The sequence below is a fragment of the Amycolatopsis sp. NPDC057786 genome (assembly GCF_042797905.1).
Lineage (GTDB): Bacteria > Actinomycetota > Actinomycetes > Mycobacteriales > Pseudonocardiaceae > Amycolatopsis.
On record NZ_JBHVKW010000028.1, the window covers coordinates 27,400 to 42,706 of the forward strand.

At 69.5% G+C, this 15,307-nt stretch carries 14 protein-coding genes; 7 read left to right on the top strand and 7 right to left on the bottom strand.

Annotated elements, in window-relative coordinates; translation table 11 throughout:
* Nucleotides 1-34: 34 nt before the first annotated feature.
* Entirely contained in the window at nt 35-1,492 is a 1,458-nt protein-coding gene (locus ACFVM3_RS17285) for an NCS2 family permease (protein WP_378439776.1), read from the bottom strand.
* Between the two features lie 80 nt (nt 1,493-1,572).
* Between ACFVM3_RS17285 and ACFVM3_RS17290 the strand changes: the two genes are divergently transcribed.
* On the top strand, nt 1,573-1,800 hold the full coding sequence (locus tag ACFVM3_RS17290; RefSeq protein ID WP_378439843.1) for a DUF2530 domain-containing protein: 228 nt from the start codon (nt 1,573-1,575) through the stop codon (nt 1,798-1,800).
* A gap of 25 nt (nt 1,801-1,825) precedes the next feature.
* Here ACFVM3_RS17290 and ACFVM3_RS17295 read toward each other — a convergent pair whose 3' ends face one another.
* Both ACFVM3_RS17295 and ACFVM3_RS17300 read right to left on the bottom strand, forming a co-directional pair.
* Nucleotides 1,826-4,633 (bottom strand): sacsin N-terminal ATP-binding-like domain-containing protein, encoded by a 2,808-nt coding sequence (locus ACFVM3_RS17295; RefSeq protein ID WP_378439778.1) that lies wholly within the window; start codon nt 4,631-4,633, stop codon nt 1,826-1,828.
* Nucleotides 4,623-5,489 (bottom strand): DUF3027 domain-containing protein, encoded by an 867-nt coding sequence (locus ACFVM3_RS17300; RefSeq protein ID WP_378439780.1) that lies wholly within the window; start codon nt 5,487-5,489, stop codon nt 4,623-4,625. The genes ACFVM3_RS17295 and ACFVM3_RS17300 overlap by 11 nt, the downstream gene beginning before the upstream one ends.
* Nucleotides 5,490-5,538: 49 nt before the next feature.
* Here ACFVM3_RS17300 and ACFVM3_RS17305 point away from each other — a divergent pair, with 49 nt between their 5' ends.
* The 3 genes from ACFVM3_RS17305 to ACFVM3_RS17315 are packed head-to-tail and all read left to right on the top strand — an operon-like array spanning nt 5,539 to nt 8,770.
* Nucleotides 5,539-6,303, top strand: a complete 765-nt coding sequence (locus tag ACFVM3_RS17305; RefSeq protein ID WP_378439782.1) for a glutaminyl-peptide cyclotransferase — start codon at nt 5,539-5,541, stop codon at nt 6,301-6,303.
* A 51-nt stretch (nt 6,304-6,354) separates the two neighbouring features.
* Nucleotides 6,355-8,277 carry an MFS transporter gene (locus ACFVM3_RS17310; protein WP_378439784.1) on the top strand — a complete coding sequence of 641 codons (1,923 nt, stop codon included), beginning with the start codon at nt 6,355-6,357 and terminating at the stop codon, nt 8,275-8,277.
* A gap of 28 nt (nt 8,278-8,305) precedes the next feature.
* A complete protein-coding gene (locus tag ACFVM3_RS17315; RefSeq protein WP_034308387.1) occupies nt 8,306-8,770 on the top strand; it encodes a DUF2771 family protein in 465 nt (154 codons plus the stop codon).
* A gap of 416 nt (nt 8,771-9,186) precedes the next feature.
* Here ACFVM3_RS17315 and ACFVM3_RS17320 read toward each other — a convergent pair whose 3' ends face one another.
* Nucleotides 9,187-9,573, bottom strand: coding sequence for a cold-shock protein (locus ACFVM3_RS17320; protein WP_016337551.1), 387 nt, complete (start codon nt 9,571-9,573; stop codon nt 9,187-9,189).
* 131 nt (nt 9,574-9,704) lie between these two features.
* Here ACFVM3_RS17320 and ACFVM3_RS17325 point away from each other — a divergent pair, with 131 nt between their 5' ends.
* Complete coding sequence (locus tag ACFVM3_RS17325; RefSeq protein ID WP_126730429.1) at nt 9,705-9,950, top strand: hypothetical protein; 246 nt, start codon at nt 9,705-9,707, stop codon at nt 9,948-9,950.
* On the opposite strand, the gene ACFVM3_RS17330 is transcribed toward ACFVM3_RS17325, so the two are convergent.
* Entirely contained in the window at nt 9,886-10,539 is a 654-nt protein-coding gene (locus tag ACFVM3_RS17330) for an HAD family hydrolase (protein WP_378439786.1), read from the bottom strand. The two genes, ACFVM3_RS17325 and ACFVM3_RS17330, sit on opposite strands and share 65 nt — an antisense overlap.
* Before the next feature lie 94 nt (nt 10,540-10,633).
* Here ACFVM3_RS17330 and ACFVM3_RS17335 point away from each other — a divergent pair, with 94 nt between their 5' ends.
* Nucleotides 10,634-11,245, top strand: coding sequence for a TetR/AcrR family transcriptional regulator (locus tag ACFVM3_RS17335; protein ID WP_378439787.1), 612 nt, complete (start codon nt 10,634-10,636; stop codon nt 11,243-11,245).
* A 15-nt stretch (nt 11,246-11,260) separates the two neighbouring features.
* Nucleotides 11,261-12,232, top strand: coding sequence for a R2-like ligand-binding oxidase (locus ACFVM3_RS17340; RefSeq protein ID WP_240599457.1), 972 nt, complete (start codon nt 11,261-11,263; stop codon nt 12,230-12,232).
* Nucleotides 12,233-12,319: 87 nt separating this feature from the next.
* Here ACFVM3_RS17340 and ACFVM3_RS17345 read toward each other — a convergent pair whose 3' ends face one another.
* Both ACFVM3_RS17345 and ACFVM3_RS17350 read right to left on the bottom strand, forming a co-directional pair.
* Nucleotides 12,320-13,462 (bottom strand): hypothetical protein, encoded by a 1,143-nt coding sequence (locus tag ACFVM3_RS17345; protein ID WP_378439789.1) that lies wholly within the window; start codon nt 13,460-13,462, stop codon nt 12,320-12,322.
* 134 nt (nt 13,463-13,596) lie between these two features.
* Nucleotides 13,597-15,255, bottom strand: a complete 1,659-nt coding sequence (locus tag ACFVM3_RS17350; protein ID WP_378439791.1) for an AMP-binding protein — start codon at nt 15,253-15,255, stop codon at nt 13,597-13,599.
* Nucleotides 15,256-15,307 lie beyond the last annotated feature (52 nt).

Here is a 15,307-nt window from a genome sequence, read left to right on the forward strand (position 1 = left end):
CCGTGAGATCGCCCACGGCTGACATAACCGCTGGTCAGTTGAACGCGGCTTGGATGGGGCCGACCGCGAAGTAGGCCACGAACATCACCGCGATACCCCACATGAGCGGGTGCACACCCTTGGCCTTGCCGGTGACCGCGCGGATGACGACGTAGCTGACGAAGCCGGCGCCGATGCCGTTGGCGATCGAGTAGGTGAACGGCATGACCACGATGGTCAGGAACGCGGGCAGCGCGACGGTGAAGTCGGAGAAGTCGATCTCCTTCACCTGGCTCATCATCAGCGCGCCGACGACGACCAGCGCCGGAGCGGCGGCCTCGACCGGGACGACCTGATAAAGCGGCGTCAGGAACATGGCCGCGATGAAGAGCACGCCGGTGACGACGTTCGCGAGCCCGGTCCTGGCGCCCTCGGCGATACCGGACGCGGATTCGACGAAGACGGTGTTCGAACTCGACGACGCGAAACCTCCCGCCACCGCGGCGGTGCCGTCGACGAACAGGGCCTTGCCGACGTTCGGGAGTTTGCCGTCCGGCGGGAGCAGGCCGCCCTCCTTCGCCAGGCCGGTCATCGAGCCCATGGTGTCGAAGAAGTCCGCCAGCACCAGGGTGAACACCAGCAGCACGACGGTGATGATCGGCAACCGTGTCCAGGCGCCGAAGGAGATGTCGCCGACCAGCGAGAGGTCCGGCACGCCGAGGACCTGGTCGGGCAGCGCCGGGTAGCCGAGGTTCCAGCCCTGCGGGTTGACGCCCTTCGACGGGCCGACCTTGGTGATCGCCTCGATGACGATCGCCAGCACGGTCGAGGCGAGGACACCGATCAGGATCGCGCCCTTGACCCGCTTCGCCACCAGGATTCCGGTGATCAGCAGGCCGACGACGAACACCAGCGTCGGCCACGACGCGATCGAACCGTTGATGCCGAGCCCGACCGGCACGGTCGTCTTCGCGTCGTCCGGGACGCGACGGACGAAGCCGGCGTCGACCAGGCCGATCAGGCAGATGAACAGGCCGATGCCGACCGCGATCGCGGATTTCAGCGGCGGCGGCACGGCGTTGAACACCGCCGTCCGGATACCGGCGAACACCAGCAGGACGATGATCAGGCCTTCCATCACCACCAGGCCCATCGCCTCCGGCCAGGTCATCTGGGAGGCGAAGGTGACCGCGATCAGGCTGTTGATGCCGAGACCGGTGGCGATGGCGAACGGGTAGTTCGCGACCAGCCCCATGACGATGGTCAGCACGCCGGCGACCAGCGCGGTCACCGCGGCGACCTGCGGGACGGGGAGGATGTTGCCGAGGACGTCCTTGTGCGCGCCCGCGTCGTCGGCGGAGAAACTGCCGAGGATCAGCGGGTTCAGTACCACGATGTAGGCCATCGTGAAGAAGGTGACGACCCCGCCGCGGATCTCACGCCCCGGTGTCGAGCCGCGCTCGCTGATCTTGAAGAACCGGTCCAGTGTGGACCGGGTGCGCTGCTCCGCCATCGCGTACCACCCTTCGCCCGTTGCCGGGTACCCTTCCCCACGTGGGCGAATCGATCAATTCCGGGGAAGTAAACGGTTCATTGCGGCCAACGCCGGAGCTGCCGAAGCGGCTGACCGACCTGACGCCGGTGGTGATCGTAGGTACCTCGCTCTGGGCGGTCGCGACCGTGGTCCTGTTCTTTGTGACCGACGGCATCTGGGTGCAGACGGCGTTCTCCGGCCTCGTGCTCGGCTTCATCGGGCTGGCGATCATCGCCTGGCAGCGCGCCGCCTCCCGCCGGGGCTCGAAGGGCGCCCAACGCTTCTAGCACCGCATTCAGAGGACTAAACGCGTCAGTTGAGCAGGGCCGAAGGCGAGGGGTCTTCGAGCAGGGCCGTGAGGACGTGCCGGTCGGCCCATCGGTCCGTGGCCCAGGCGAAGGCGCGGCCGAGGCCTTCGGGGGTGTCGGCGGCGTGCAGCCTGCCGTCGGACCACCAGGCGACGTCGTGCTCCGCGTCCTCGAAGGTCACCGTCAGCGCCTCGTGCAGCAAGACGCCACCCTCGGGCAGCTCGACGCCCAGCTGATCGGCGGCCAGCCGGAGCGCGGACAGCTCGGTCCATGGCACGAATTCGCCGTCTTCGGTGACCTTGGCGTCGAGACCGCTCGCCACCGGCAGGTCCAGCAGTTCCGCCAGCGCGACGGCACCGCTCGCCGCGACGACCATCCGCTCCGGCGCCAGCACGGCGGCGAACCACGGCACGTCGAGCACGACGGCGTCGCGAGCGTCGACGGCCGAACCGTCGGCGGCGCGGACACGGTCCGGCGGCGCGACGTCCACTGTGTACTCGGCGAGTGCCGCGTGCGCCCGGGAAGCGAGTCCAGGGCTCACCTTGCGCGCGGGATCACCCAGCCGTTCCAAGAGATCTTCGACGTCTTCGGCGTCGGCTCCCAGCTCGGTCCGGACGCCGACGGCGAGCAGGATCTCCTTGCTCAGCCCCGAATCTGGGACGACGTCGTAGAGCCCGGCCAGCGCGGACGCTTCCGGCATCCGCCAATCGAGCGGCGCGTGTCCGTCCAGGAGCGCGTACCGGGCGAGCCACCAGCCGGTGTGCCCGCCGGGTTCGGTGAGGGCACGCCAGGTTTCGGGGCGCGACGCGAGCAACCGCAGCGCGTCGGGCCAGGCGTCGTCGCCGACGAGGTCGAGATCGCGCACGGCGAGCACCCGTGACGGCGGGCGCTCCAGCGAATCCCACCAGTCGTGCTCGTCGGGCAGGCCGTGCTCGGGTTCCAGGGGTTCGTCGTCGGTGATGATCGCGAAGGAGTCCAGCACGCCGACCGCGACGAGCGTGGCCGACGGCCAGTCCTCGGCGAATTCCTCGTCCAGCACGGACAAGGCGCCGTCTTCTTCGAACACCTCGGGATCGAAGATGTCGCCCAGCGGCGAGGTGGGCAGGACGAGTTCGTCCGCGCGCCGCCAGCCGTCCTCGCTCGGCAAAGCCAAGGCGCCCACCCAATCGGGGGCCTCATCGCCGACCTCGGCGATCAGGCGGAGCACCGCGCCCGCGAGGGCCATACCGTCCAAACCGGACCGGACGTCTTCGGCACTGCGTTCGACGGCGGCGCTGAGCGCGTCGGCTTCGAGCAGATCCCCCGCCTCGGCGTGCTTGGCTCCCAAGCGTTCCAGCAACGGATGCGCCGCGGCCGGATGCACCAGCCGCAGGCCGATGATGTCCACATCGGACAGAAGTTCGAGCAGCTCCGCCGAGCCGCCGACGAGTAACGCGTCGCGGACGCCGGGCAGGGTGCGGCCGTCCGACATCGGCACCGGCAAGGCGCCGAGGTCGTCCTTGGTGAGGTCGTGCGCTTCGAGTGCCGGGAGCAGCACGTCGTAGAGCGAACGCCACCACGAGGGCTCGCGCTGCGCCCCGGCCAGCAGATCGATGGCCTCGGCGGGCGAAAGCGCCTGCGCGCCGACCGCGCGAAGGTCCACACCGGACAGTGAAGTCAGTCCGGGCACGAGGTCCGCCAGCAGCGGCGCCAGCCCCGGCACGTCCACCGACAGGACACGCGCCCGACGCCCCGGCAAGTCGTCCCCTGATTGCGCGGGAAGCCAAGGCAAGTCGGCGAGATTTTCGAGGATGGCCTCTCGCAGCGTTCCGTCCACAGTGGAACGCGGGAAGTCCGCGCCGGGCACAAGCGCCAGCCGTTCCTTGCCCGGCAAGGAACGGACGAGTTCGACGTACTCCCGCGCGGCGTTCGTCAGCGCCGCCGTCAGCTCCGGACCCGGCAGTGCGCGGCGACGGGACGGCTCGATCGGCAACGTCGCGATCAGCCGGGCAGGCAGGGAAAGTTCGTCGTCGGTGGGGGTCGGCGCGTGCAGGACGTCTTCACCGAGCGGCCGGGGCGAACCGGGCCCGTCCAGCGGAACGGCCCAGACGACGTCGCCGCGATGGACCTGCCAGTGTTCGGAACCGTCCGGCGACGCGAGCTCGACGACACCGTCACCGAGCTCGGACCGGCGCCAGGCACCGCCTTCGACCTCGATGCTTTCGAGCCAGGACAGGGTGAGCAGGAGATCGCCGATGTCGTTCTTCAGGTCCGCCAGCAAGGCCTCGCCGTCGATGCCCTCACGCAGCGGAAGCCGGACCTCGGTGGTGAAACCTTCGGGCACGGGAGGTTCGGTTTCGGCGACCGGCCACGGAAGCCGGAGCACGGGAACGTCGCCGGCGCGACCTGCTTCGGCGCGCGTGCGTTCCGCGGAGAAGGCGACCCCGCCGGTCACCGAAACGATCCTCGGCTCGGCGGAAACCGTGAGCACGGCGGCGAACCCGACGCCGAAGCGGCCGACGGTCTCCTCGCCCTTACCGGAAGCGCGAAGGGAGGCAAGGGATTCGACCCCGCGGGCGTCCAGGGGCGCGCCCGTGTTGGCGAACCTCAGCTCACCGTCCACGATGGACACCCGAAGCCTGCCGCGCTCACCCGCGGCGAGGGCGGCGTCGGCGGCGTTCTGCGCCAGCTCGACGAACAGCCGGTCACGGTAGCCGCCGACCCGCAGGTCGTTCTCGGTGTTCGTGTCCTCGGTGAACCGCGTCGGCGAATCGGCCCACGCCCGCAGGACGGCGGCGCGGAGCCGCTCGGTGCCGAACGGGTCAGTGCTCACTGGCGCTTTCGGCTTCGACCTGAGCTTCGTCGGCGGTCTCCTCGGCCGGGGCGACGGTCTCGGGCTCGGCCTCCGGCTGGACCTCGGCGGAGGCCTCCGGCGCGGGCTCGAAGTCGATCAGCGAGTCGTCGTAGACCAGCTCCGCCACCGGCACCGACGAGGTCACCTCGACCTCGATCTCGGAATGCGCGCCGCAGCCGTACTCGACGTCGACGACGTGACCGTCCGCCGGGGAGATGTCGTTGGTGCACGCGCCGAAGGCCGCGCTGAGCGACCCGGCGAGCGGCACGAAGAAGCCGCAGCTCCCGCAGACGTCCGGCGCGCTGCGCGCCATGTCCGACCGCGGGCCGAACTCGCCGCCGTGCCAGCGGGCGGCGGCGTCGAGCCTGCCGTAGCGGGACAGCACGTGGACCCGGCCGAGGCCGGTCTCCTTGGCGACCGCTTCGACCGCGGGGTCGTCGGACTCCAGGTACGCGGGGACGAGCCGCGGGTCGTCCTTCTCCACCGGGAAGATGTCGCCGACGCCGAGGTCGCCCGCCTGGACGCGGCGGTCCCACGGGACCCACGCCGGGGCAACGCGCGCCTCCGGACCGGGGATCAGCACGACCTCGCTGACCGTGATCGGCTCTTCCTCGCCGGCGAGCGCGACCGTGACCGACCAGCGCCAGCCGCGATAACCCGACACGGTCGCCTCGAACAGGTGGCTCGCGGAGACCGCGTCCTCCCGGTCCACGCCGACGTGCGCGCCGACCTGTTCGGCACCGGCGTCCTCCAGCACCGCCGCACGGGCGAGATCGACCGCCTCGGCGAGTTTGCGCTGGATGGAGCCGTCGTCCAGGGTCAACAGCAGGGTCATGCCCCCATTCTGCCGCACGCGATATCGCGGTCCGTGTCAGGCTGTCCGCGTGCGCACGCTGATGACCATGTCACTCCTGCTGGCCGCCGTCCTCGGTGGCTGCGCCGCCGCGCCGGTGAGCGACGCCACCCCGCCCGCGCCCGAGAAACTCAAGGTGCGGGTGCTCTCGACGCTGCCCCACGACCCGGCCGCCTTCACCCAGGGCCTCGAGTTCTCCGGCGAGACGCTGTACGAGGGAACCGGCCTGGTCGGGAAGTCGTCGATGCGGGCCGGGCCCCCGGGCGCGGCGCCGGCGGTCCGGCAGGAACTGCCCGGCCTGTTCGGCGAGGGAATCACCGTGCTCGGGCGGACGGCCTGGCAGATCACCTGGCAGGACGGCGTCGCGATCGAACGCGACGCCAAGACGCTGGCCGAGCTGAGGCGCGTGAACTACACCGGCGAGGGCTGGGGGCTGTGTCACCGCGACGGGCGGCTGGTGATGAGCGATGGGTCGTCGAAGCTGACCTTCCGCGACCCCGTGACCTTCGCGCCGACGGGCAGTGTCGAGGTCGGCCGTGACCAGCTGAACGAGCTCGAATGCGTCGGGGGCTCCGTGTACGCGAACGTCTGGCAGACCGACCGGATCCTGCGGATCGACGCCACGACCGGCCGGGTGACCGGCGAGATCGACGCATCCGGGCTGCTCACTCCCGACGAACGGCGGTCCGCCGACGTCCTCAATGGCATCGCGGCGGTGCCGGGGACCGACGAATTCCTGCTCACCGGCAAGCTCTGGCCAAGGATGTTCCGCGTGAAATTCGTCGCGACCTCCTAGAAAGCAGTGGTGAACGCGCGAAGCGAGACCCGCGTAAGGCAGGATTGAAGCGTGGGAATCTTCGGCTCGAACTCTGGACCCGACGGCACGCCTTCCGGCAGGCCGGGCAAGGAGCGTGGCCGCAAGAGCAAGCGGAAGTGGACGCCGGAGCCGGGAGCCGCCCAGGCGCGCGACTGGTCCGCGCCGCCGCCGACCCGTGTCGACCAGCAGCCGGTGCCGCCCGTCGGCCGTCCGCGGCACCAACCCCACTACCAGCCGCATCCGGCCGGGCCGACCGCCGACGAGGCGCGCACCAGCGCGATCCCGATGGGGCACCACCAGCCACCACCGCCGCCCCCGCCGAGGACCCCTCCCCGCGGCGCGCGACCGTATCCGGATCCTTCGCAGCGGCAGACCGAACCCGTCCGGCGTCGTCCGGGCGGGTTCTACGACGAGCACCCGCCGGGCAGCGGCGAGTACGAGCACTACGACACCGGCGGGTACGCGGGTGAACCGCGGGTCGCCCAAGAGCAGCCGCACGAGCATCCGACGACCGCTGCCCCGCCACGCGCGGGCTCCCTGCCGAAGATGCCGAAGAAGATCACGGTCACCCGGGTCGCGGCGATGCGCAGCCGCCAGCTCACCGGGCAGGCCGTCGGCGCCTTCCAGCGCGCGACGAAGGCGGACGGTGCCGACAAATCGGGCCTGACGTCGCTGACGTACGCGGTGATGCTGAACTACGCCAGCGACGCCGCCATGGCGATCGCGCTGGCCAACACCTTGTTCTTCGCCGCCACCAGCGGGGAGAGCAAGGGCAAGGTCGCGCTCTACCTGCTCATCACGATCGCCCCGTTCGCGCTGGTCGCGCCGGTGATCGGCCCGGCGCTGGACAAGATCCAGCGCGGCCGCAGGCTCGCGATGTGCGTGTCCTCGGCGGGACAGGCGCTGATGGCGATCGTGATGGCGCTGCACTTCGACGACTGGCTCCTGTACCCGGCGGCGCTGGGCATGATGGTGCTCTCGAAGTCGTTCACCGTGCTCAAGGCCGCCGTGACCCCACGGGTGCTGCCGCCCGAGATCACGCTGTCCAAGACGAACGCGCGGCTGACCGTGTTCGGCCTGGTCGCCGCCGGTGTGTTCGGCGGTCTGGCGAGCGGGGTCAACGCGATCTGGGGCTCACAGGGCGCGCTGTGGTTCACCATGCTGATCTGTATCGCCGCCGCGGTGCAGTCGATGCGCATCCCGTCCTGGGTCGAGAAGACCGAGGGCGAGGTGCCGGCGTCGCTGTCCGCGCATCCCGAGCGGCGGGTCAAGAAGCAGCGGCAGCCGATGGGGCGGCAGATCGTCGTCTCGTTGTGGGGCAACGGCACCGTCCGCGTGCTGACCGGGTTCCTGATGATGTTCTCCGCGTTCGCGGTGAAGGCGCAGGCCGAAGGCAGCGGGCAGAGCCCGTTCGACCAGCTGCTGCTGCTCGGCATCATCGGCGCCGCGGCCGGTGTCGGCGGTTTCCTCGGCAACGCACTGGGCTCGCGGCTGCACTTCGGCAAACCGGATCAGGTGATCCTGGCCTGTGTCGGGGCCTGTCTCGGCATCGCGATCATCGCCACCGTGGCGGCGGGACTGGCGACGGCGGCGATCGTGGCGCTCGTCGGCGCGACCGCGAGCGCGCTGGCGAAGATCAGCCTCGACGCCGTCATCCAGGAAGACCTGCCGGAAGAGTCGCGCGCGTCGGCGTTCGGGCGGTCGGAAACCGTGCTGCAGATGTCCTGGTGCTTCGGCGGTGCCGTCGGCCTGCTGCTGCCGCCGACGTACTGGATCGGCTTCCTGGTGCTGTCGATCCTGCTGGCCGTCGGGTTCACGCAGACGTTCATGGTCCGGCGCGGCACTTCGCTGATCCCGGGCCTGGGCGGCGACCGGCCGCTGCGCCCGGAGCCGACCAGTGAGTCGCCGATCCCCTCGCAGCCCGGTGACTCCCGGTGGCGGCCGGGCTCGTAATCTTCACCGTATGCGGCGACTTCGTATTTTGGCCCTACTCGCGGCGGGTGGTTTCGTGGTGGCCGGTTGTGCGGCCCCCGGCCCCGAAGAGGTGACCTTCTTCGCCGACGGCAAGACGGTGAACGTCGCCCCACTGGCGTCCTGCGACATCAAGAGCGCGCAGTGCACCACCCGGCCCGACGCCGCGGGCAAGCTGCGCATCCGGCCGGGGAAGCCGGTGCAGATCTCGGTGCCGAGCGCGATCGCGGAGACGCCGTGGAAGGTCACGGTGCAGTACGTGAACGGCAAGGGCGAGCCGCAGGAGCTCAAGCAGGACATCATCACGTCGCTGGACCGGTTCGCCTACACCGTGACGACGCCCCGGCCCGACGACCAGATCCTCGTCGTCGAGGTCGCGCAGGCTTCGGTGATCAGCCAGACCGGGCGTCCGGAGGACGCGGAGGCGGTCACCACGGCGATCTGGTCGCTGCAGGTCGAGCCGCCCGCCGCCTGAGGGGAGCAAGGGACCTTTGCTACCGCTCGACGGGTGCGGCCGGTCGTGACACCACGCCGCCGCCGTTGCTCGCCCCTTCACGTACTTGGGGGTTCTGCAGGGCGGCACGCCTGGCCGGAGGGTTGCGAAAGTGGCTTTCGCAACGTTGAGGGTTGCGAAAGTGGCTTTCGCAACCTCCGGCCGCGTCCTGCCCCGGCACCGCCCTCGCGAACAGGTCGCGAAAGCCACTTTCGCGACGTCTGGTGTCCCGAAAGTGGCTTTCGCGACACCACCCCAGACCGCGCAACCCCACGGGTACCGGTGAGGCCTGGCGACCACCAAGTCCGTGAGGCTCCCGTGCCATGAAAGGTCCTTTCCTTGCAAATTTTGCAAGGAAAGGACCTTTCATGGCGTTTACGCGAGGGGGCGGCGGCCGATCAGGGATCGAGGTCCCGCGCGACGGCGCGCATGATCTCGGCGATCTGCTTCGTGTTCTTACGGTCCGGGTAGCGGTTGCGCCGCAGGTCCGGCTGCACCTTGAGCTCGAGCAGCTTGATCATGTCCTCGATGAGCCCGTGCAGCTCCTCGGCGGGACGGCGGCGCGCCTCGGCGACCGACGGCGGCGGGTCCAGCAGCCGGACGGAGAGCGCTTGCGGGCCGCGGCGACCGTCGGCGACACCGAACTCGAGGCGCTGCCCGGCCTTGAGTCCTTCGACGCCCTGTGGCAGCGCGGCTTTGCGGATGTAGACGTCGGCGCCCCCATCCTGGGTGACGAAACCGAAACCCTTCTCCGCGTCGTACCACTTGACCTTGCCGGTCGGCACTTCCCTCACCAGTCCTTTGCTGTCCTGCTCACAACGAACGCGCCCGGGGCGTACCCAGGGCGCGCGTCCCATAAGCGTATCTCGCCACACGCCCTGTGGAGAAGCGGATACCGGCGGATACCCTCTGCTTCATGGAGACCGCAGTAAAGGAGGCCGCTGTGGCCGTCCCCGAAAAGCCGGGCAAACCGATCCTCATGCGCGTCGGCATCGGCCTGTTCGCGCTCGGCATGCTCGCCGTCACGGCGGTGTTCGTGCTGTTCGCCGCCGGTCTGGAGAACCTGCCGGTGTGGCTGTCCGCCGCGGCGGGCGTGATCACTCCGCTGGGGCTGGCCCTCGGTCTGATCGCCCTGATCCGCGAGGCTCGCCGAAAGAGCTGAACCAGCCGGGGAACTCGGTCAGCGAGTCGAACACCACGTCGGCCCCTTCCGCGAGCAACTCGTCCTTGGTGCACGGACCGGTCGTGACCCCGACCGGGACCGCGCCCGCCGCCAGCGCGCCGCGGATGTCGCCGAGGTGGTCACCGACGTAGACACGGGCGCCGTGCTCGGTGAGCGCGGCGGCCTTCTCCGTCGACCACAACTCTCCGACCAGGACGTCGACCTCGAGCCCGAGGGCGTCCAGGTGGAGTTTCGCGTTGGGCCCGTACTTGCCGGTGACGACGACCGTGCGCCCGCCTGCCTCGCGGACCGCGTGCAGCGCCTCGGCCGCTCCGGGCAACGCGACCGTCACGGGCACGACCGTGTCCGGGTACATCGCGCGGAAACGCGCCACCAGCTCCGGGATCCGCTCCTCCGGCGCCCCGAAGCCCCGCAGGCTGGCGTCGAGGGGCGGGCCGAGGTTGGCCGCGAAGTACTCGCCGTCCAGCGGCAGGCCGGACTCCACGCCGAGCGCGTTCATCACCGCGACCATGCCCGGCCGCGGATCGATCAGTGTCATGTCGAGGTCGAACCCCACGGTGATGCCCACCCGGCCACGGTAGCCGCCACCACCGACAGATTTACACCGGCTGGGTGCCCGTCAACTTCTTTGACATGGACGCGATCTGTGTCAAGCTGGAACTGTGGGCGAGATCACGAGCTTCTCCGATCGGACCAAGGCCTCTCTGCGAGAGGCGCTGCTCGACGCGGCCACCGAGCTGCTCACCGAACGCGGCTACACGGCCCTGCGGATGGCGGACGTCGCCGCCCGCGCCGGGGTGAGCAGGCAGACCGTCTACAACGAGTTCGGCACCAAGGGCGCGCTCGCGGAGGCCGTGGTCCTCCGGACGACGTCGGAGTTCCTCGAAGGTATCCGGCTGCGTGTCCAGGACGCGCGGGACCTGCGCGACGGGATCCGCGAAGCGGTCGTCTACACGATCGAACACGCACGGGAGAACCGGCTCGTCGCCACCACGCTGGGCACCGAAGCCGGCGAGGACCTTCTCCCCCTGCTCACCACCAAGGGCGAGCCCATCCTGACCGCGGCCACCGAGGTCGCGGCCGGGCAGTACCGGGAGTTCGAGCCGTCGCTCTCCCCGGAATCCGCCACGCTGCTGGCGGAGACCGTCGTGCGGCTTTCCCTGTCCCATCTCGTCATGCCGACGCATCCGGCCGACGAGGCGGCGGCAACGGTCGTCGCCGTGCTGGCGCCCGCGATCCGGGCGCTGACCACCGATTCGTCCACAATGGAGTGACACGAAGGGTACGTCATGACCGATACGCTCTCCGAACTGCGGACCGGTTTTTCCTCACTGCGCAAGGGCGGGCTGAACTGGGACTCGTTCCCCCTGCGGCTTTTCGTCAAGGGCAACAAGAAGTTCTGGAACCCCGCCGATATCGACTTCTCCCGTGAACGCGAGGGCTGGGACAGCCTCAACCCGGAACAGCAGCGATCGACGACCTATCTGGTGGCACAGTTCATCGCGGGCGAGGAGGCGGTCACCGAGGACATCCAGCCGTTCATGCGGGCGATGTCCGCGACGGGCCGGTTCGGCGACGAGATGTACCTGACGCAGTTCTGTTTCGAGGAGGCCAAGCACACCGAGGTGTTCCGCCGCTGGATGGACGCCGTCGGGCTCACCGAAGACCTGCATCCGTACGTCGCGGAGAATCCTCACTACCGCAAGCTTTTCTACGAAGAACTGCCGCAATCCTTGCGCGCACTGGAGGACGATCCGAGTCCGCTCAACCAGATCCGCGCGAGCGTCACCTACAACCACGTCATCGAAGGCAGTCTCGCGCTCACCGGGTACTACTCCTGGCAGCTGATCTGCACGCAGCACGACATCCTGCCGGGGATGCAGGAACTGGTGCGCCGCATCGGCGACGACGAACGCCGTCACATGGCATGGGGCACCTTCACCTGCCGTCGTCACGTCGCCGCGGACGACTCGCTGTGGGACGCGGTGCAGCAGCGGATGGGCGAACTGCTCCCCCACGCGCTGGGCATGATCCAGTGGGTGCAGGACCAGTTCGAGGAGATCCCGTTCGACAACGATCCGGAGGAGATCATCCAGTACGCGGCCGACCGGGCGCAGCGGCGCCTCGGCGCGATCGAATCCGCGCGCGGGATGCCGGTGGAGCAGATCGACCTCGACTATTCGCCGGAGAACCTCGAAGAGACCTTCGGCGAAGAAGACGCGAAGGCGATCGCCGCGGCGGCCGCCAACACCGCGGCCTAGCGAGAGCTGAAGGGGACTTTCACCGCATCCCACGCGGCGAAGGGGACTTTCCCGGCATCCCATGCGGGGAAAGTCCCCTTCAGCCCCTTACCTGGCGGGCCAGTAGACGGCGTGCCAGTTGCCGTCCGCGGCGACCGCGCCACCCGCGATCGTGCCGTCGAGACCGATCAGCTGCGCCCGGCTGAACCCGCCGCCCGGCAACGTCCCGAGATCGGTCCGCACCCCGTTCGCGTCCCAGAGCGCGGCGTTGCCCGCACGACCGACGATCCTGCCTCGCGGGTCGATGTCCTCCGCCTGACCATCGGTGCCGGACAGCAGCGTCACCGTCCCGTCGCTCGCCCAGCGCACCGGGGCGGGAAGCGAACCGCTCGGGGAATCGACGTAACCCATCCCCACCGCGACCCCGGAACCGTTGAGCCCCAACGCCTCCGTGGCGTACGAGTTCACCCAGCCGAGTTCGATCATCCGGCCGTCGGCGGTCCACTTCACCGCCGCGTACCGGCCGTCGATCGTGGTCCTTCCGACGATCTCACCGGAACCGTTCAACGCGCCGAACCAGCTGTCCGCGCTCGGGGAATCCAGCATGGTGACCGCACCGGCCGCGTCCCAGCGAAGGACCCGGCGTCGTCCGTCGTCGCCGAAGAGCTGCCCGGCGATGAACCGGGCGTCACGGGTGATCGCGTTCGCGGTGTAGTGCCCCGTCACCGGCGGAGCGGCGAGCACCGTGACCCTCCCGGACGGGTCCCAGCGCAGTCCCTGCTGGTTGCCGCTGGCATCCGAGCCCAGCCCGACGATGACACCGAGCGTGCTGATCCCCGTCGCCTCCCAGGTCCGGCCGCCCGGCGGCGCGGGCAGTTCGGTGATCGAGCCGTCCGTGGACCAGCGCACGGCCCGCGTACTCAGGTCCTGCCCGGTCGAGTTGCCGACGGCGACCCCGCTCCCGTTGATCGCCTTCGGGGACCCGAAACCGCCGGGCAGGGCCGACAGCGGGGAGATCCGGCCTGCCCGGTCCCATTTCACCGCCGTGCAGAAATGCGTGTGCGGTTCGGTGTCGCAGGACTCGCCCACGAGCTGACCCCGGTCGCCGACCGCCGTCACGGCGGTCCGCTCGTCACCCGGCAACAGGCCGAGATCGATCGGCCCGGCCGCCGCGGTCGCCGCCGCGGGAATCGAAAGCGGAATGGTCACGACCACGGCGGCCGTGACGAGCAAGCGTCTACCCCGTTCCACGAACATGTTTCCCCTATGCGGCTCCCCACCGCCCCCGTCCTCTGCGAGAGCCGGACTTTCTGCCGCACAGAGGACACGCGTCAGCACTGTGACAGGTTGCCCTCAGATGTCAATCGGAAGAGCCGAAGGCGCGCTCAGGCGTGTTTGGTCGCCGCCGCTTTTTCGAGCCCGAGGAGGCTGATCGACTCCGCCCGCATCTCGACCTTGCGCACCTTGCCGGTCACCGTCATCGGGAACTCGTCGACGACGTGCACGTACCGCGGGATCTTGTAGCGCGCCAGCTTCCCCTCGCAGAATTCCCGCACGGCTTCGGCCGTCAGCGGCTCCGCGCCCTCGCGCATGCGGACCCACGCCATCAGTTCTTCGCCGTACTTCTCGTCCGGGACGCCGATGACCTGTGCGTCGAGAATGTCCGGATGGGTGTAGAGGAACTCCTCGATCTCACGCGGGTACAGGTTTTCACCGCCGCGGATGACCATGTCCTTGATCCGGCCGGTGATGTTGACGTACCCGTCGGCGTCCATGATCGCGAGGTCGCCGGTGTGCATCCACCGCGCCGCGTCGATCGCCTCGGCCGTCTTGTCGGCTTGCTCCCAGTAGCCGAGCATCACCGAGTAGCCACGGGTGCAGAGTTCGCCCGGTTCACCGCGCGGCACGGTCAGCCCGGTCTCCGGATCGACGACCTTGACCTCCAGATGCGGCCCGACCCGCCCGACCGTCGACACCCGCCGTTCCACCGAATCGTCCGCGCGGGTCTGCGTGGACACCGGCGACGTCTCGGTCATGCCGTAGCAGATCGACACCTCCGCCATGCCCATCCGGTCGATGACCTGCTTCATCACCTCGACCGGGCACGGCGAACCCGCCATGATCCCGGTGCGCAGCGAGGACAGGTCGTGGGAGGCGAAGTCCGGGTCGGCCAGTTCGGCGATGAACATCGTCGGGACGCCGTACAGGGACGTGCACTTCTCGGCGGCGACGGCTTCGAGGGTGGCCTTCGGCTCGAACGCGGGCGCCGGGATGACCATGCAGGCGCCGTGGGACGTCGCCGCGAGATTGCCCATCACCATGCCGAAGCAGTGGTAGAAGGGCACGGGGATGCAGATCTTGTCGGCTTCGGTGTAGTTGCAGAGTTCGCCGACGAAGTAGCCGTTGTTGAGGATGTTGTGGTGGCTCAGCGTGGCGCCCTTGGGGAAACCCGTGGTGCCGGACGTGTACTGGATGTTGATCGGGTCGTCCGCGGACAGCTCGCCCTGGCGCTGGGCGAGCCTCGCCGGATCCGCGCCGCGTCCGTTCTCCAGCAGCGACGTCCATTCCTCGCTTTCGAGGAGCACGACGTGTTCCAGCGCCGGGCATTTCGGGCCGGCTTCGGCGATCATGCCCGCGTAGTCCGACGTCTTGAACGAAGCCGCGGCCACGACGAGTTTGATCCCCGCCTGGTTCAGCACGTACTCGAGTTCGTGCGAGCGGTACGCCGGGTTGATGTTGACCAGGATCGCGCCGATCTTCGCGGTGGCGTACTGGACGCAGGTCCACTCCCACCGGTTCGGCGACCAGATGCCGACGCGGTCGCCCTTGGCGATCCCGAGGTCCAGCAGGCCCAGCGCGAGCGCGTCGACCTCGGCGGCGAGTTCGGTGTAGGTCCAGCGTTTCCCGGCGGCGCGGTCGACGAGCGCGTCCCGGTCACCGAAGGCGGCGACGGTGCGGTCGAAGTTGTCCCCGATGGTGTCCCCCAGCAGCGGGGTGTCCGAGATTCCCGATGCGTAGCTCGGCAAGGCGGGGGCGTCGGGCATGGAGACTCCTGCGTTCGGCGGCATCGACGCGTCGAGTCTAGGAACGCGGAGT